The organism is Streptomyces sp. NPDC050625 (assembly GCF_040654755.1).
GTDB lineage: Bacteria > Actinomycetota > Actinomycetes > Streptomycetales > Streptomycetaceae > Streptomyces.
This window is the reverse complement of the sequence record NZ_JBFAIQ010000004.1, coordinates 323,448-340,007: the sequence shown is the minus strand read 5'-3', so window position 1 is coordinate 340,007 and position 16,560 is coordinate 323,448. Positions and strand designations below refer to the sequence as shown.

The 16,560-nt window shown below is 71.3% G+C and carries 12 protein-coding genes; 2 read left to right on the top strand and 10 right to left on the bottom strand.

Annotation, left to right across the window (positions count from 1 at the left end; all coding sequences use genetic code 11):
* Positions 1–4: 4 nt before the first annotated feature.
* Positions 5–874, top strand: a complete 870-nt coding sequence (locus AB0I54_RS11940) for an MBL fold metallo-hydrolase (RefSeq protein ID WP_363295812.1) — start codon at positions 5–7, stop codon at positions 872–874.
* Positions 875–900: 26 nt separating this feature from the next.
* Here the strand turns inward: AB0I54_RS11940 and narI are convergent, their stop codons facing one another.
* The 9 genes from narI to AB0I54_RS11895 form a co-directional block, all read right to left on the bottom strand.
* Positions 901–1,668: a respiratory nitrate reductase subunit gamma gene (gene narI, locus AB0I54_RS11935; RefSeq protein ID WP_363295811.1), complete on the bottom strand. Its 768-nt coding sequence runs from the start codon at positions 1,666–1,668 to the stop codon at positions 901–903.
* Entirely contained in the window at positions 1,665–2,324 is a 660-nt protein-coding gene (narJ, locus tag AB0I54_RS11930) for a nitrate reductase molybdenum cofactor assembly chaperone (RefSeq protein ID WP_363295809.1), read from the bottom strand. Before narJ ends, narI begins: the two co-directional genes overlap by 4 nt.
* On the bottom strand, positions 2,321–4,054 hold the full coding sequence (gene narH / locus AB0I54_RS11925) for a nitrate reductase subunit beta (RefSeq protein ID WP_363295808.1): 1,734 nt from the start codon (positions 4,052–4,054) through the stop codon (positions 2,321–2,323). The genes narJ and narH overlap by 4 nt, the downstream gene beginning before the upstream one ends.
* Positions 4,054–7,731 carry a nitrate reductase subunit alpha gene (locus tag AB0I54_RS11920; RefSeq protein ID WP_363296073.1) on the bottom strand — a complete coding sequence of 1,226 codons (3,678 nt, stop codon included), beginning with the start codon at positions 7,729–7,731 and terminating at the stop codon, positions 4,054–4,056. Before AB0I54_RS11920 ends, narH begins: the two co-directional genes overlap by 1 nt.
* Positions 7,732–7,970: 239 nt before the next feature.
* Positions 7,971–9,152, bottom strand: coding sequence for an MFS transporter (locus tag AB0I54_RS11915; RefSeq protein WP_363296072.1), 1,182 nt, complete (start codon positions 9,150–9,152; stop codon positions 7,971–7,973).
* A gap of 147 nt (positions 9,153–9,299) precedes the next feature.
* Positions 9,300–10,283 carry a nitroreductase family protein gene (locus tag AB0I54_RS11910; RefSeq protein WP_363295807.1) on the bottom strand — a complete coding sequence of 328 codons (984 nt, stop codon included), beginning with the start codon at positions 10,281–10,283 and terminating at the stop codon, positions 9,300–9,302.
* A gap of 504 nt (positions 10,284–10,787) precedes the next feature.
* Positions 10,788–11,993, bottom strand: coding sequence for a globin domain-containing protein (locus tag AB0I54_RS11905; protein ID WP_363295806.1), 1,206 nt, complete (start codon positions 11,991–11,993; stop codon positions 10,788–10,790).
* Between the two features lie 263 nt (positions 11,994–12,256).
* Entirely contained in the window at positions 12,257–13,246 is a 990-nt protein-coding gene (locus AB0I54_RS11900) for a nitroreductase (RefSeq protein WP_363295804.1), read from the bottom strand.
* 191 nt (positions 13,247–13,437) lie between these two features.
* Complete coding sequence (locus AB0I54_RS11895; protein ID WP_363295803.1) at positions 13,438–15,162, bottom strand: GAF domain-containing protein; 1,725 nt, start codon at positions 15,160–15,162, stop codon at positions 13,438–13,440.
* Between the two features lie 329 nt (positions 15,163–15,491).
* Here AB0I54_RS11895 and AB0I54_RS11890 point away from each other — a divergent pair, with 329 nt between their 5' ends.
* On the top strand, positions 15,492–15,938 hold the full coding sequence (locus tag AB0I54_RS11890) for a pyridoxamine 5'-phosphate oxidase family protein (RefSeq protein ID WP_363295802.1): 447 nt from the start codon (positions 15,492–15,494) through the stop codon (positions 15,936–15,938).
* Between the two features lie 102 nt (positions 15,939–16,040).
* Here AB0I54_RS11890 and AB0I54_RS11885 read toward each other — a convergent pair whose 3' ends face one another.
* Positions 16,041–16,514 carry a hemerythrin domain-containing protein gene (locus AB0I54_RS11885; RefSeq protein WP_363295801.1) on the bottom strand — a complete coding sequence of 158 codons (474 nt, stop codon included), beginning with the start codon at positions 16,512–16,514 and terminating at the stop codon, positions 16,041–16,043.
* Between the last annotated feature and the right edge of the window lie 46 nt (positions 16,515–16,560).

The window sequence follows — 16,560 nt, the reverse complement described above, 5'->3', positions numbered from 1 at the left end:
CGTCATGTCCGGTACGGGCGAGCCGGGTGGCCGGAAGTTCAGTGCGGAGCCGCTGAGTGTGGCCTGGATTCACGGGTCGCCGTCGGCCAAGCACAACACCGATCCCGATCTTCAGGTGCACTGGTACGACGAGCACACGGTGGTGCTGCGGCAGAACAAGGCGATCGACTACGAGGCGCCGTTTCTGTATCTGCTGTTCGGAGAGCGACGGGCGGTCCTGATCGACACCGGTGCCACGGCCTCGCCGGAGTTCTTCCCGGTGCGCCGGACCGTCGACGGTCTTGTCGGGACGTGGCTGGCTCGTCATCCGCGTGATGGCTATCGGCTGCTCGTGCTCCACACGCACTCGCACGGCGATCACGTCGCGGGCGACGCCCAGTTCCTCGATCGCCCGGACACCGTCGTGGTCGGTGCCGAGCGGGATGCGGCATGGGCGTTCCTCGGCTTCGCCGACGACCCGGACGCGCCGCGGCCGCTCGATCTCGGAGGGCGAGTCCTGGAGGCGCTCGCGACACCGGGCCATGACGCCGCGGCGATCACCTACTACGACCCGTGGACCGGGTTCCTGCTGACCGGGGACACCGTCTACCGGGGCCGGTTGTACATCGAGGACTGGTCGGCGTTCTCACGGACGATCGACCGCCTGATCGCATTCGCCGGCCGCCGCCCGGTCACGCATGTGCTGGGCTGCCACATCGAGATGACGCGCCGGCCCGGTGTCGACTATCCGGTCCGGACCACATATCAGCCGGACGAACCCCCGCTGGAGATGACCCCCGACCACCTCCACGCCGTGCGCGCGGCCCTGGACGAGGTCGGGCCCGAGCCCGCTCGCCGGGCGTTCGCCGACTTCGTCCTCTGGCCCAAGGGCTGACGGTCGGACCCGTCCGACAGGGCTCGCTATCCGACGCGTTCCCAGCCACGACGCGGCGCCCGGGCACCGAGGCCGACGTCGCGGCTGCGGTAGACGATGTAGGGGCGGGTGAGGTAGCCCAGGGGCGCGGTGAGCATATGGACCAGGCGGGTGAAGGGCCAGGCGGCGAAGAGCAGCAGGGCGCTGATCGCATGGAGCTGGAAGAGGATCGGCGCTCCGGCCATCAGGGCCGGGTCGGGCTGGAGGTAGAAGATGGAGCGGAACCAGGGGGAGATGGTCTCGCGGTAGTCGTAGCCGCCGCCGACGATGTTGGCGGCGACGGTGGCCGCCAGGCCGAGCACGATGGTCGCGGTGAGCGAGACGTACATGGCCTTGTCGTTGCGGGTGGTGGCGGAGAAGACCGGGCCGACGGTACGGCGCCGGTAGACGAGGATGGCGAGTCCGCCCAGGGTGCACACGCCCGCCGCGGTGCCGAGCGTGACGGCCGTGACGTGGTAGGTGTGCTCGCTGATGCCGGCCGCCTCGGTCCAGCTCTTGGGGACGAGCAGCCCGCCGATGTGGCCGAGGAGCACCAGGAGGATGCCGAAGTGGAACAGCGGGCTGCCGATGCGCAGCAGCCGGTTCTCGTACAGCTGGGAGGAGCGGGTGGTCCAGCCGAACTTGTCGTAGCGGTAGCGCCAGACGTGGCCCAGGACGAAGACGGCGAGGGCCAGGTACGGCAGGACGACCCACAGCAGGATCGCGCCGGTACTGGTCTCGGCCGCCATGGTCAGGTCGGGTGAGGGTGCGGTCATCGCGGGCCTCCCGCGGGGTCGGGCAGGTACTGCGCGGGCGTGTACGGGTCGAGGCCGACCTGTTCTTCGGGTGGGCCTTCGGCGGCGAGGCGGGCGACTGCCTCACGGTCGTCGCCCGCGAGCTGGGGAAGGGTGGCGGAGACGGACCGCAGGACGTCGGCCCAGGCGGAGCCCTCGTCCTGCAGGGACAGGCGCAGCAGCTCCAGTCCCGCGCGGTGGTCGGTGAGCAGGCCGAGTCCGGTGGCTGGGTCGGTGGCGGCGAATTCCAGGACGACGGCGAGGTGGTCCGGCAGCTCGTCGTCGGCCAGCCGCCAGCCGGCGGCGGCGTACGTCTGCTTCAGGCGGAGCAGCGCGAGACCGCGCTTCCGGGTGTCGCCGTGGGCGTAGTAGGTGAGGTAGGGGCAACAGCGTTTGCGGTGGTCGAAGGTGGCGACGTAGGCGGCGGCCAGGTCGGCGGGGGCGGTCCGGTCGGCGTGCGCCACGAACTCCAGGAGGGGTTCGGCGACGGGCCGCGGGAGATGGGCGGCGACCTGTCGGGCCAGTTCGAGCCGGTCGGTGAACTGGTCGTCGGGGTAGGCCAGCAGCAGGGACTGGATCTGCCAGGCGTGCGGCTGCCAGGGCTCGGTGCGCGGTGTGGCTCTGGTCTTTCTTCTCACGGCTTCGGTTCGACCTCCCCGCCCGTGCCGGTCTCCTCGCCGCCGGACGCGGTCCCGCCGCCGGAGGGTGGGAACAGGCCCGGCGGGGTGCCCTTGCCGTCCCAGTTGAGGAGGTTGACGCGGGTGGCCTTGTCGGTGGGGGTGGCGGGAGTGTCGGCGGACTGGCGGTCGCGCAGGGCCCGGTAGTTCTCCACCGCGATCGGAGCGGCGCCGCCGGAGGCCTCGCCGAAGGGGCCGGAGCCTCCCATGCCGGGCCCGCCCTCGTAGTCCAGGCTGCACTCTGTGGCGAGTTCCTCCAGGTTGTGGGCCTGTTCGGCGTGGGCGGGCGGGATGACGTACCGCTCGTCGTACTTGGCCAGGGCCAGCAGCCGGTACATGTCGTACATCTGCTGCTCGCTCATGCCGACCTGTTCGGGGATGGCGGCGTCGGGCTCCCGGCCGAGGTTGATGTCGCGCATGTAGGAGCGCATGGCGGCCAGGCGTCGCAGCACGGCGTCGACGGGTGCGGGGTCGCCCGCGGTGAAGAGCTGGGCGAGGTAGTCGACGGGGATGCGCAGGGCGTCGACGGCCGCGAACAGGTTGCGGTGGTTCTCGGCGTCGTGGCCGGTCCCGCGGACGGCGTCGACGACCGGGGAGAGCGGCGGGATGTACCAGACCATGGGCATGGTGCGGTACTCCGGGTGCAGCGGCAGCGCCACCTTGTAGGTGTTGATCAGCGCGTGGACGGGTGACCGCTGGGCGGCCTCGACCCAGTCGCGGGGGATGCCGTCGCGCTCGGCGGCGGCGATGACCTCGGGGTCGTCGGGGTCGAGGAAGACGCCGCGCTGCGCCTCGTACAGGTCGGTGTCGTCGGGGGTGCAGGCGGCGTCCAGGACGCGGTCGACGTCGTAGAGGACGAGCCCGATGTAGCGCAGCCGGCCGACGCAGGTCTCGGAGCAGACGGTGGGCAGACCGACCTCGACGCGGGGGAAGCAGAAGGTGCACTTCTCGGCCTTGCCGGTGCGGTGGTTGAAGTAGACCTTCTTGTACGGGCATCCGGTCACGCACATCCGCCAGCCGCGGCAGCGGTCCTGGTCGACGAGGACGATGCCGTCCTCGGTGCGCTTGTAGATCGCCCCGGAGGGACAGGAGGCCGCGCACGACGGGTTGAGGCAGTGCTCGCAGATGCGCGGCAGATAGAACATGAACGTCTGCTCGAACTCGAACTTGACCTTTTCCGCGACCTCGTTCAGCAGCACGTCCTTGCGGCCGTGGTCGGACGAGCCGCCGAGGCTGTCGTCCCAGTTGGCCGACCAGGCGATCTTCATGTCCTTACCGGTGATGAGCGACTTGGGGCGGGCGACGGGGGTGTGCTCCTGCAGCGGGGCGTTGGTCAGCGTCGCGTAGTCGTAGGTCCAGGGCTCGTAGTAGTCGTCGAGCGTGGGCAGTTTGGGGTTGGAGAAGATACTGGCGAGCTTCTTGAAGCGGCCGCCGGCCTTGAGGGTGAGGCGGCCGCTCTTGGTGAGGGTCCAGCCGCCCTGCCAGGTGTCCTGGTCCTCGTAACGGCGGGGGTAGCCCTGGCCGGGGCGGGTCTCGACGTTGTTGAACCACACGTATTCGACGCCGGTGCGGTTGGTCCAGGCCTGTTTGCAGGTGACCGAGCACGTGTGGCAGCCGATGCACTTGTCGAGGTTCATGACCATCGCCATCTGGGCCATGACGCGCCCGATGGGGCTGTCGCCGCTGGTCATCAGTACGTCACCTCCTGGTCGCTGCGGCGGCGGATGACCGTGACCTCGTCGCGCTGGTTGCCGGTCGGGCCGAGGTAGTTGAAGGCGTAGGAGAGCTGGGCGTAGCCGCCGATCAGATGGCTCGGTTTGATCAGCAGGCGGGTGAGGGAGTTGTGGATGCCGCCGCGCCGTCCGGTGGTCTCGGTGCGGGGCACGTCGATGAGCCGGTCCTGGGCGTGGTGCATGTAGACGGTGCCCTCGGGCATGCGGTGGGAGACGATGGCGCGGGCGGCGACGACGCCGTTGCGGTTGACCGCCTCGATCCAGTCGTTGTCGTGGACGCCGATCTTCGCCGCGTCGGCGGTGGACATCCAGATCGTCGGGCCACCCCGGGACAGCGACAGCATGAACAGGTTGTCCTGGTACTCGGAGTGGATGGACCACTTGTTGTGCGGGGTCAGATAGCGCACGGTCACGCCGAGTTCGCCGGTGTCCCCGATCCGTGGCTCGCCGAACAGGGCGTGCATGTTCAACGGGGGCCGGTAGACCGGTAGTTGTTCGCCGAGGGCGGTCATCCAGTCGTGGTCGAGGTAGAAGTGCTGGCGGCCGGTGAGGGTGTGCCAGGGTTTGCTGCGTTCGACGTTGACGGTGAACGGCGAGTAGCGGCGCCCGCCCGTCTCCGAGCCGGACCACTCGGGGCTGGTGATGACCGGCACCGGGGCCGCCTGGGTGTCGGCGAAGGTGATCTGCTTGCCCTCGTGCTCGGCGGCCAGGTCCGCGAGCGCGGTGCCCGTGCGCGATTCGAGGGTGCGGAAGCCCTGTGTGGCGAGGTGTCCGTTGGTGGTGCCGGACAGGGCGAGGATTGCCTCGCAGGCGTGCACGTCACGGGCGATCACCGGACGGCCGTCGGCCACTCCCCCGCGCGCGGTGCCGTTCTTGTGCCGCAGGTACTCCAGTTCCCGGTCGACCTTGAAGGTGATGCCCTTGGTGGTGGCGCCGAGGGTGTCGAGCAGGGGGCCGAGTGCGGTCATCTTCTCGGCGACGGCGCCGTAGTCGCGCTCGACGGTGAGCAGTTTGGGCATGGTGCGGCCGGGCACGGGCTCGCACTCGCCGGCCTTCCAGTCCTGCACGCGGCCGTGCGGGTTGGCCAGTTCGTCCGGTGTGTCGTGCAGCAGGGGGGCGGCCACTACGTCCTTGCGCACGCCCAGGTGGTCCGCGGCGAGCCGGCTGAACTCCTTGGCGATGCTGTTGAAGGCGTCCCAGTCGGTACGGGTCTGCCAGGGTGGGGCGATCGCCGGGTTGAACGCGTGCACATAGGGGTGCATGTCGGTGCTCGACAGGTCGTGCTTCTCGTACCAGGTGGCGGCCGGCAGCACCACGTCGGAGAACACGGTGGTGCTGGTCATCCGGAAGTCCAGGGTGAGCAGGAGGTCGAGCTTGCCCACCGGTGCCTCCTCCCGCCACACCACGTCCCGGGGCCGGTCCTGCGGCGGTGCCTCCGTCGCGTTCACCGAGGAGTCGGCGCCGAGGAGGTGCTTGAGGAAGTACTCGTTGCCCTTGGCCGAGGAGCCGAGCAGGTTGGCCCGCCAGATGGTCAGTACGCGGGGGAAGTTCTCCGGTGCGTCGGGGTCCTCTCCCGCGAACCGCAGCCGCCCGGCCTTCAGTTCCTCCACCACGTGCTCGCCGACGCCCCGGCCGGCGCCCTCGGCCTCGTCGGCCAGGTCGAGCGGGTTGCGGTCGAAGGTGGGATAGGAGGGCATCCAGCCCATGCGCGCCGAGGCGGCGATGACATCGGCGGTGGCCATGCCCGCGAACGGGCCGCCGGAACCGGCCGCTGCGAGGGTGTCGGCGGAGAAGGGGTCGTAGCGGAACTGGTCGGCGTGCAGATACCAGTACGCAGTCTGGATCATCTGGCGCGCCGGACGGTTCCAGTCGGCCGCCGTCGCGATCGCCGAATAGCCGGTGATGGGGCGGACCTTCTCCTGCCCGACGTAGTGCGCCCAGCCGCCGCCGTTGACGCCCTGGCAACCCGTCAGCGTCGTCAGGGTGAGGAACGCCCGGTAGATGGTGTCGGAGTGGAACCAGTGGTTGGTGCCCGCCCCCATGATGATCATCGAACGGCCGTGGGACTCCTCGGCGTTGGCGGCGAACTCGCGCGCGATCCGGGCCGCCCGGTCCGCGTCCACGCCGGTGATCCCGGCCTGCCATGCGGGGGTGTACGGCTCGGTCGTGTCGTCGTAGCCGGAGGGCCACCGGCCCGGCAGGCCGGCGCGGGCCACCCCGTACTGGGCCAGCAGCAGGTCGTACACAGTGGTCACAAGCCGCCCGCCCACGCGCCGCACCGGGACCCCGCGCCGCAGTCGCCGAGCGCCGCCGTCGGGGGCGTCGAAGCAGGGCAGTTCCACCTCCACCGGCTCCTCGCCCCCGCCGTCGGCCGACAGCAGCGGATCGACGTCGCCGAGGTCCAGGTTCCACTTTCCGGCGCCGGAGGCTGCGAACCGGTCGCCGAGCGTCCCGTTCGGCACCGTCGGACGGCCGGTGGCGGCGTCCAGCAGGACGGTGCGGAACTCGGCGTTCTCGGAGGAGGCATGCTCGTCGCCGAGGTCCGCGGCGGTCAGGAACTTCCCCGGCGCACAGGTGCCCGGCTCGCGCTCGTCGAGCGTGACCAGGAACGGCAGATCGGTGAACCGCTTGACGTAGTCGTCGAAGTACGGGGTCCGACGGTCGACGAAGAACTCCTTGAGGACCACGTGCCCCATGGCCATGGCCAGCGCCCCGTCGGTGCCGGGGTGGGCGGGCAGCCACTCGTCGGCGAACTTCACGTTGTCCGCGTAGTCCGGGGAGACCGCGACCACCTTCTGGCCCCGGTAGCGGGCCTCGGCCATCCAGTGCGCGTCCGGGGTCCGGGTCACGGGCAGGTTCGAGCCCCACATGATCAGATAGCCGGCGTCCCACCAGTCCCCCGACTCCGGTACGTCGGTCTGGTCGCCGAAGACCTGCGGGGAGGCGACCGGCAGATCGGCGTACCAGTCGTAGAACGACAGCATCACCCCGCCGAGCAGCGAGTAGAAGCGGGCGCCGGAGGCGTGCGAGACCATCGACATCGCCGGGATGGGCGAGAACCCGGCCAGCCGGTCGGGACCGTACTCCTTGATGGTGTGCACATGGGCGGCGGCGATCATCTCCAGCGCCTCGTCCCAACTCGCCCGCACCAGGCCGCCCTTGCCGCGCACCGACTTGTAACGCCGGGCGCGCTCGGGGTCGGAGACGATGTCCGCCCAGGCCGCGACCGGGTCGCCGAGCCGGGCCTTCGCCTCGCGGTACATCTGGAGCAGCACACCGCGCACATACGGGTAGCGCACCCGGGTCGGCGAGTAGGTGTACCAGGAGAAGGCCGCGCCGCGCGGGCAGCCGCGGGGCTCGTACTCGGGGCGGTCCGGGCCGACGGAGGGATAGTCGGTCTGCTGGGCCTCCCAGGTGATGATGCCGTCCTTGACGTACACCTTCCACGAGCAGGATCCGGTGCAGTTCACTCCGTGGGTGGAGCGCACCACCTTGTCGTGCGACCAGCGGTCCCGGTAGAAGTCGTCGGCCTGACGGCCGCCGGCTCTGCGCAGGGTGCGCAGATCGCCCGACACCTCCGCCCGGGTGAAGTACCGGCGGGAGCGCACCAACGCCTCCGTCAGTTCACCGTCCAGCCCCGCCTGGTGGGCGGGGCTCGTCTGTCGGGTGCGGGAACCGGTGCGGTCGGCCACCGTCTCACCTCTTTCCGGGCATGTGCCCGACGGTGTTCTCTGTCAGCCGGCGCGGGGCCGAGCAAGCCACACGCGTTACCTCATGCGGAACATCCACACCAAATTGCGCACAGGCCTGTTCGCATTCTTGCCTTCACCGGACAGCGGCGCCACGGGAAGGATCAAATCCTCTTGGAACGCGGTTACTGCTCCTGCGGCTGGGCGACCCGAGTGCGCCGGGCGACGGCGTGGCGGACGCCGGTGGCGGTGAACACCAGCGCGGCGGCGGCGACCAGGCCCAGCAGGACCAGGCCCAGCGTGTAGGAGCCGTAGGCGCCGTACAGCGAGCCCATGACCAGGGGCGGCAGGAATCCGCCCAGCCCGCCGGCCGCGCCGACGACTCCGGTGACCGAGCCGACCTGGTTCGCGGGGGCCAGCAGGGCCACCAGGGCGAAGACCGCTCCGCTGGCCGCGCCGAGCGCGGCGGCCATGGCGAGGAAGGCGATCGTGCCGACCGGCGCCAGGGAGGGCGTCGGGGACTGCAGGAGCGCGCCGACGACCACCACGCCCAGCGCCCCGACGAGGACGCGCACCGCCCCCACGCGGTCCGACAGCCAGCCGCCGACGGGCCGCATCGCCACCGCGAGCAGTACGAATCCGGCCATCCGGTTCGCCGCGTCGGCCTGGGTCAGCCCGTAGGCGGTCCGCAGATACGTCGGCAGATAGACCGAGAAGGCGACACATCCACCGAAGGCCACCGCGTACAGGGCGGAGGCCTGCCAGGTGACGTCGAGTTTGAGCGTGGCGGCCAGGCGACGGGAGAGCGGCTCCGTCGGCACCACGCGGCCGGGGGCGTCGCGCAGCACCAGCGCCGACACGACCGCGTACACCGCCAGCACGGCGGCGGCGATCAGGAAGGGGGTGGCCGTGCCATGGGCATCGACGAGCTTCACCGTGGTCAGCGCGCTGATCGCGGTGCCGCCCATGCCCATGCCGAAGATCCCGATGGCGAACCCCCGTCGCTCGGGCGGGAACCAGGCGTTGACGTGGGGCACTCCGACGGCGAAGGCGGTGCCGCCGATACCGAGGAAGAACCCGCCGACCAGCAGGGCCGCCAGGGAGGAGTGGCCCGCGAGCCCGAGATAGAGGACGGGGACGATGGTGGCCGCGGAGACCAGCGGGAACATCACCCGTCCGCCGAACCGGTCCGTGAGCGCGCCGACCGGGATGCGGCCCAGCGAGCCCACCACGACCGGCACCGCCACCAGCAGCGACTGCTCGAAGGAGGACAGGCCAAGGGATTCCTTGAACCGGGGGCCGAGCGGGCTGAGCAGCGCCCACGCCCAGAAGTTGACGGCGAAGCCGATCGTGGCCAGGGCCAGCATCAGCCACGCCCGGCCGGAAACCGGTGCCGGCCCTGCCCCTTGCCGAGTCGGTACCTGCGCCATCCTGTCCGCTCCTTCGCTCTCACCGGTCCGACTCACCGCTCCGATACGGCTCACCCGGGGCGGTGAACCGTATCGGCCGTGGTCTCAGGGCTGTGCGGGTGCACGCGGGGTCCGGCCGCCCTCCGGGCCGTATCCGAAGCGGATCAGCAGTTGCGGACTGCAGCGCCGCTCAGGTCCATTGCGCATCGCCCACCGCAGATCCGGCCACTCCAGCGCCTGGTGCAGCATCGACGTGCGCACTCCGTGCGCGGTGGCCACCAGCAGCACACGCTGCAGCGCCTGCCCCGCCCGTAGCCAGTCCACGCGCCGGTCCCGAGTGGTGCACAGCAGGGCCACCTGGGCGTGCCGCTCGAAGCGGAGCCCGGGCAGGCGCCGGGAGCGCTGGGTACCGACGAAGTCCCGCATGGGCATCCGTCCGGCCGAGTCCTGCGGCCCCAGCGCCGTCACCGGAATGCCGTACGGGCCTTCACCCGGCGCGGTGATCCATGCTCGGCTCTCGGCCGCACGCCCCGCGTCGGCGTGGTTGCGTGCCTCTCCGGCCGCGGTCAGGTGCAGCAGCCGCCGGGTCCCGGCGAAGTCCGGTACCCGCAGCCTCGCCCCTTCGAGCCGGGCGGCCTCGGTCATCTGCGCCACGACGGACTCGGGCACCGGACGCCCGGTGAACGGCATGCGGCTCGTGTGCCGCCGCGCGACGGCTCCGTACAGATCGAGTTGCCGCCACTGGTCGGGCTGGAGGAAGTCGGAGCGGCCGCACGGCCATACGACGGCCAGCAGCCCGGGGTCGGACGGGTCCGGCAGCAGCCGCACCATCGCCTGCAGCCCCAGGTGATCCACGGCGACGCGGAGGTTGAACAGCGCCGCGCCGACCGACAGATACTGGGCCCGGAACTCCGGATCGGTCAGCGAGAGCGACTTCTGGGGTGCGGCGCGGACCTGCAACACCCCTGTGGCAGGGTCCAGTCGGAACCGCCACGGCTGGGTGTTGTGGATCGACGGCGCCGCCGTCGCGGCCGCCAACAGCGTCTCCAGAGCGGTGGCATCGATCTCCGATATGCCTGATGCGTGCATGCGCTTCTCCTGACGACCGCCGGAATGGGGGCGGTTGGGTACGACCCGTGCCGAGCCCCTGGTCCGGCCGCCCGGAAGTCAGGGCAGACAAGGCGGGCGGCCGGACGGCGACCGAACCGGTACGAGCGCCGCGCCGGCTCTGGACGGAGAAGCCGAACGGGTGAGCGCCCGTTGGATCCGTACACGTGATCCTCCGGTTCGGTCGCCCCCAGCTTGGCCGACGGTCAGGGGGGCCGCCCACGGCCGGACGGGCCCCGTTCAAGGGCCGCAGGGCTCCGATACGGCCGGATTTCGGGGCCCGCCGGTCTCCCGGTCCGGGACTTTCGGCCCAGGCGGACACGGCTCACGGCGGTGACGGCGCCCTCCCGCGACGGGCCTCGGCCAAACCCCGGCCGGGCGCACGACGACACCGGCCTGCCTCATCGGGCAGACCGGTGTCGTCCAGCAGCAGGCGGCGCCGACCGCGGTCATCGGCGGGAGGCGGCGCCGCTCACCGCGCGGCTGTCAGTCCTCGGCGTGCGCCAGCCACAGGTCCGGGCCGAACACCTCGTAGCGGATGTGGCGTGCGGGGATGCCGGCCTGGAGCAGCTGGCTGCGGAGGGCGCGCATGAAGGGAAGCGAGCCGCACAGGTACACGTCGGCGCCGGCGGGCAGCTGGAGCTCGTCGAGGATCATCAGTCCGGTGCGCGCACCGGCCTCGCTGTCCGCGTCCTCCTCGTACCAGAACTCCGCGCGTGCGTTGGGCAGTTGCTCCACCAGGCGGCGGGTCTCGGCGCGCAGGGCGTGGTCCTTCGGGGCGCGGTCGGCGTGCAGGACCCAGACCGGCCGGGACGAGTCGGTGGCGGCGAGGTGTTCGAGCATGCCGACCATCGGGGTGCAGCCGATGCCGGCGGAGACCAACAGCAGGGGGGAGTCCGCGTCGTCGAGGACCACGTCGCCGAACGGTGCCGACAGGGTGAGCTCGTCGCCGGCCTTCACCGTGCGGTGCAGCTGGTTGGAGACCTCGCCCTCGGGGGCCTCGGCCACACTCTCGACGCGCTTGACGGTGATGCGGCGCAGCTCGCCGTCGGGCGCCCCGGAGAGGCTGTACTGGCGCAACTGGTGGATGCCGTCGGGCATTTCGACGCGCACGCTGACGTACTGGCCGGCGCGCGAGGGCGGTACGGGCGATCCGTCGGCCGGGCGCAGCATGAAGGAGACGACGTCCGGGGTCTCCTCGCGGCGCTCGACGACGGTCCACTGCCGCCAGGGCCGGCGCGGGTCGACGTCGGCCTCCTGGTAGAGGCGGGCCTCCCGGGCGATGAGCGCACCGGCCATCAGCCAGTACACCTCGTCCCAGGCCCCGGCGACCTCGGGGGTGACCGCCTCGCCGAGGACGTCGGCGATGGCGCCGAACAGGTATTTGTGGACGATCGTGTACTGGTCCTCGGTGACACCGAGCGCGGCGTGCTTGTGCGCGATCCGGGAGAGCAGGGCGTCCGGGCGGGCGTCGGGGTCGGCGAGGAGCGCCTGGGCGAAGGCGGCGATGGACCCGGCCAGAGCCTGGCGCTGTTCGCCGTTGGCCTGGTTGCCCCGGTTGAACATCCCGTCCAGTAGCTCGGGTTGGTCGCCGAACATCGTGCCGTAGAACCGCGTCGTTATCTCGTCGAGGGCCCCGCCCACGGCGGGCAGGGTGGCGCGGACGACAGCGGCGGACTCGGGCGAAAGCATGGCTCTCCTCGGAATTGCAAACGTGCGCGGGCGGGCGCTCACGCATCACAGCTGCGATCCATTAAGCCGCGGTCCGGGGCCGATCATGGGCCGGAAGGACCGAACGAGGCCGAACGGCTCGGTAAGTCGGTACGCTTGGCCCCGGTTATGCGGCCCAAAGGAGGCCGGATGGCCCTAGCGCGTTGCCCACCGCTCATGGTCGCGATCCCGGCGCGCCACACGTCCCCGGCAAGCAAGGCTCCGGCCGCCCGCGAAGTGACTGCCTAGGCGATGTCGAGGACGTCCCGCACGGGGCGGCGGGGTGTGGCGGGGCCGGGCGGGCCGTAGCCGAGTCGCAGCACCATCTGGACGTGGCCCGTGCCCGACACCGGATCGCGGGCCAGGAGGCGCAGCTCGCGGCTCTCCAGGGCGTGCGAGGTCAGGGCGGTGGCCAGACCGGCCAGGGTGGCTCGCAGGAGGACGCGTTCCAGCGCCTGCCCGGCCACCAGCCAGTCGGCGGGCGTGTCGGTGTGGGTGCTCAGCAGCGCCAGATGGGGGTTCTGTTCGAAGCGGGCGCTGTCGTGCTCGGCCACCGCCCGGCGTCCGGCGAAATCGCGCAGCGGAGCCCGGCCGCTCGACGGTCTCGGCCCGAAGGCGTACTCGGGCACCCCGTCGGTGGCGGTTTCCGCTTCCGGGCCGGTCCGGGTCCAGTGATCGAGGTCCTCGCGGCCCGAGGGATCCAGGATGTCGCGGCTCTCGGCGTCGCGGACGAGTTCCAGCAGGGTGTCGATGTGCCAGGGCCCGGGGAAGAGCAGTTCGGCGCCCTCCCGGGCGGCCGCCGCCCGCAGCCCGGCCTGTACGTCGTCGGGGATGTCCTTCTCGTCGAAGGGGTGGCGGCTGGTGTGCCGCTGCCCGATCGCCGGATACAGCGGGCGCAGGTCGTCCTCGTCCGCGGCCGGTGCGCCGGGTTCGGCCAGCGGCACGGCGGCCAGCAGCAGGGGATCCGTGGGGTCGGGCAGCAGTACGGCCTGGGGGGCGAGCCCGGCGTGTGCGGCGGCGACCCGCAGATTGAACAGCGCGGCCCCGCATCCGATGTGCAGGGCCCGGTTGCCCGGGTCGGACCGGTGCATCGCCCGATCGAGATCGGCGAACAGCAGGAGGAGACGCTCGGCGGTCACGAAGCGGAAGCTCCACGGCTGAGCGTTGTGCATGGACGGGGCGGCCGTGGCCTCCTCGACCAGTGTGGACACCGTCTGCGCGTCGAGCGGTCGCATGGCCCTCGCGGCCTCCTCACCCGCCGCCTCTCGGCGGTCCGGTTCGGCGGGCACCCGGGACGGGCGCGTTCGGGGTCGGGCACGGTCCTCGTTCCGGTCCCCGGCCAGGTTCTCACGCGCCGGGGCAGCCGGTCCCAGTATCCGCCGAAAGGCCTCGCCCCGTCCCCACGAGCAGCGGCCGGCGATCCCGGCTAGGCCTCCCCCACCGGCGCGTGCCAGACCAGTGTCGTACCACCGGCGGGCCGGTCGGTCAGCTCCATGTCCCCGCCGAGTTGCTGGGCCCGTTCCTTCATGTTGCGCAGGCCGCTGCGGCGGCCGTGGGCAGGGATGCCCACGCCGTTGTCGGAGACCGTCAGCCGAATCTGTCTGCCGTCGGTCTCCAGCGCCACCTCGGTCTTGGAGGCGTGCGCATGGCGCGCGACATTGGTCAGCGCCTCGGAGAGCACCGCCATCACCTGGTCGGCGGTCTCCCGGGCCACATCGGTGTCCAGCAGGCCCTCCATCCGCAGGCTGGGGGCGAACCCGAGCAGCGGCGCGGCCTCGCCCACCGCGCGTACCGTCCGCGCCCGCAGGCCGGGGCCGGTGGCGGTGTCCTGCGCCCGCAGGCCGAAGATCGTCGACCTGATGATCTTGATCGTCTCGTCCAGGTCGTCCACCGCCCGCAGCACCCGGCCGGAGGCCTCCGCGTGCTCGATGAACCGCCCCGCGCTCTGCAGCGTCATTCCGGTGGCGAACAGCCGCTGGATCGCCAGATCGTGCAGGTCCCGGGCGATCCGGTCACGTTCCTCCAGCACCGCGATCTGCTCGGAGTCCTTGCGCCGCTCGGCCAGCTCCATGGCCACGGCGGCCTGCGCCGCGAAGCCCTGCAACGGCTCCGTCTCCTCCTCGGAGAACGGGGGCCTGCCCGCGGCACGGACGAGCAGGACGACGCCTCGTACCCCCTCGCCGGAGCCGATGGGGACGGCCACGGCGGGGCCGAGTCCGTAGAACCGCGGGGGGCCCGACGAGACGCGTTCGTCGCGGCAGACGTCGGCGCTGGTGATCGGGGCGCCGCTGGAGAAGGCCCGCCCGATCAGGCTGTCGTCCACGGGCAGCACCAGACCGCGGTGGGCCTCCGCCTCCTCCCCGATCGCCAGTTCCACGGTGAGCGCGTCGGTGTCCGCCATCGGTACGGCGACCACGGCCAGGGACGCCGAGGTGATCTCACCGGCCCGCTCGGCGATCAGTCTGAGGACCTCGCCTCTCTCGATGCCGGACATCAGCCCGTGGGTGATCTCGGTGCTCGCGCGCAGCCAGCGCTCGCGCAGCCGTGACTCCTCGTACAGGCGGGCGTTGTCGATCGCCACACCGGCCGCCACGGCCAGCGTGGACAGGACCGACTCGTCCTCCTCGTCGAACTGCGCGCCGCCCCGCTTCTCGGTGAGGTACAGGTTGCCGAAGACCTGGCCGCGTACCCGGATGGGGACGCCGAGGAAGGTGTTCATCGGCGGGTGGTGGGGCGGGAAGCCGTACGACGCCGGGTGCTCGGCGAGACTGGCCAGCCGCAGCGGTTCGGGGTGCCGGATCAGCTCGCCCAGAATGCCGTGGCCCTGCGGGAAGGGACCGATGCGGGCGATCTGCTCGTCGCTGACGCCGACCGTGAGGAAGTCCGAGAGCAGCTTTCCGTCCGGTCCGATCACGCCCAGCGCCGCGTACTCCGCGTCGACGAGGACCGCCGCGGCCTCCACGATGCTGCGCAGCGCCTGCTCCAGGTCCAGCTCCCGGCCGACCGAGAGGACCGCCTCCAGCAGGCTGTGCACCCGGTCCCGGGTGCCGCGGGCGGCGTCCAGGCGGGCCTGCAGCTCCTCCAGGAGCTCGTCCAGCCGCAGCTGCGGCAGCCGCATGCGCGCCTCGCGAGCGTCGTCGGGGCTTCCCACCGTTGTCCTCCGTCCCTGGTCACGGTGCCGGCACCGATCCTTCTGAACATCTGCCACGGTATCGGGCCGGGGACGGGTGGCGGCACGGAGGATCCGCTAACGCGGACGCGCGCCCGGCGAGGGCCCGCGAAGCAGGGCCGGACGCGGTCCGCGCAGGGCCGAACGGCCCTGGCACGACCGGCGCGTGGGCCATTTCACTGGTCTGATCGAGGTCCCTGAACGCGGACACCGGACGCACGGCGGACACGACGCTCGGCGGACACCGGACGCAACGGCGGACACCGGACGCACATGAGTACGTGCCGAACCCCTCCTTACGGACACACGCCATGCCTATCAAGAACGCCGAGCCGGCCCTTGTGGAACCGCGCCGGAGCGCAGAACTCGACAGTGCCGAGGCCCTACGGCTGCTGGGCAGCGTGCCCATGGGCAGGATCGTCTTCACCCGAAGCGCACTGCCGACCATCCGCCCGGTCAATCACATCATCGACGACGGTCAGATAGTCATCCGCACCCACGAGGGCGCGGCCCTGACCTCGCACACCCGCCACGACGGCAGCCCGGGCGTCGTCGTCGCCTACGAGGCCGACGTGATCGACCCGGACACCCACCTGGGCTGGAGCGTGGTCGTCACCGGTTTCGCCGAGCTGGTCACCGATGAACGGGACCTGGCGCGCTACCGGGAAATGCTTCGCCCGTGGGTGAGGCAGACCCTGGACCAGGCGGTGCGCATCCGGCCCGATCTGGTGTCCGGCATCCGGGTCACCGAGGCATGAGTGACCCTCTCGACCGAGTGACTTCCTCGACCGGTTCCTGAGCGCACATGAACGACGCCCGGGCCGCGGCGGATGCCGCGGCCCGGGCGTCGTTCATGTGTGTCAGCGTTTCGGTGCCTGCGTGAGACCGCCGACGCGGAGCCGTACCGCGTCCACCATCTCCCACTGCTCGGTGTCCAGGACGGCCAGTGCGGCGGGGAAGACGCCGTCCTGCTCCTTGAGGATGTGCTCGCGCAGCAGAGCGAGCACCTCCGTCAGCCGGTCCGGCCAGCCGGGATCGGCCGGCACCTCTTCCGCCGCCTCCTCCAGCACCGACTCGATACGGCGGTGCTCGGCTTCCAGAACGGCGATCTGGCCGGGAAACTCCTCGGCCATCGCGGGGAAGAGCGCGCCTTCCTCGACCGCCGTGTGCGGGGCGAGCACTGCGGCGATGTCCCGGGCCCGCTCCACCATGCGCGTCAGATCACCGTCACGCCGGGCGTCGTGCACTTCGCCGATCAGGTTCACGACGGTCTCGTGCTCTCGGGTCAGTTCGTCGATGGCTGCCAGTGACTGGCATCCGCAGTACTCGCACATCGTGTGGTTCCTTCGTGTCCGACCTTGTTCTACCGGGTTGTACGGG

What these genes read in the sequence shown, in the direction of transcription:
- AB0I54_RS11940 (WP_363295812.1), top strand. Translation starts at nt 5, where the DNA reads ATGTCCGGTACGGGCGAGCCGGGTGGCCGGAAGTTCAGTGCGGAGCCG.
- narI (WP_363295811.1), bottom strand. Translation starts at nt 1,668, where the DNA reads ATGACCGCACCCTCACCCGACCTGACCATGGCGGCCGAGACCAGTACC.
- narH (WP_363295808.1), bottom strand. Translation starts at nt 4,054, where the DNA reads ATGACCAGCGGCGACAGCCCCATCGGGCGCGTCATGGCCCAGATGGCG.
- AB0I54_RS11915 (WP_363296072.1), bottom strand. Translation starts at nt 9,152, where the DNA reads ATGCTGGCCCTGGCCACGATCGGCTTCGCCGTCAACTTCTGGGCGTGG.
- AB0I54_RS11910 (WP_363295807.1), bottom strand. Translation starts at nt 10,283, where the DNA reads ATGCACGCATCAGGCATATCGGAGATCGATGCCACCGCTCTGGAGACG.
- AB0I54_RS11905 (WP_363295806.1), bottom strand. Translation starts at nt 11,993, where the DNA reads ATGCTTTCGCCCGAGTCCGCCGCTGTCGTCCGCGCCACCCTGCCCGCC.
- AB0I54_RS11900 (WP_363295804.1), bottom strand. Translation starts at nt 13,246, where the DNA reads ATGCGACCGCTCGACGCGCAGACGGTGTCCACACTGGTCGAGGAGGCC.
- AB0I54_RS11890 (WP_363295802.1), top strand. Translation starts at nt 15,492, where the DNA reads ATGCCTATCAAGAACGCCGAGCCGGCCCTTGTGGAACCGCGCCGGAGC.
- AB0I54_RS11885 (WP_363295801.1), bottom strand. Translation starts at nt 16,514, where the DNA reads ATGTGCGAGTACTGCGGATGCCAGTCACTGGCAGCCATCGACGAACTG.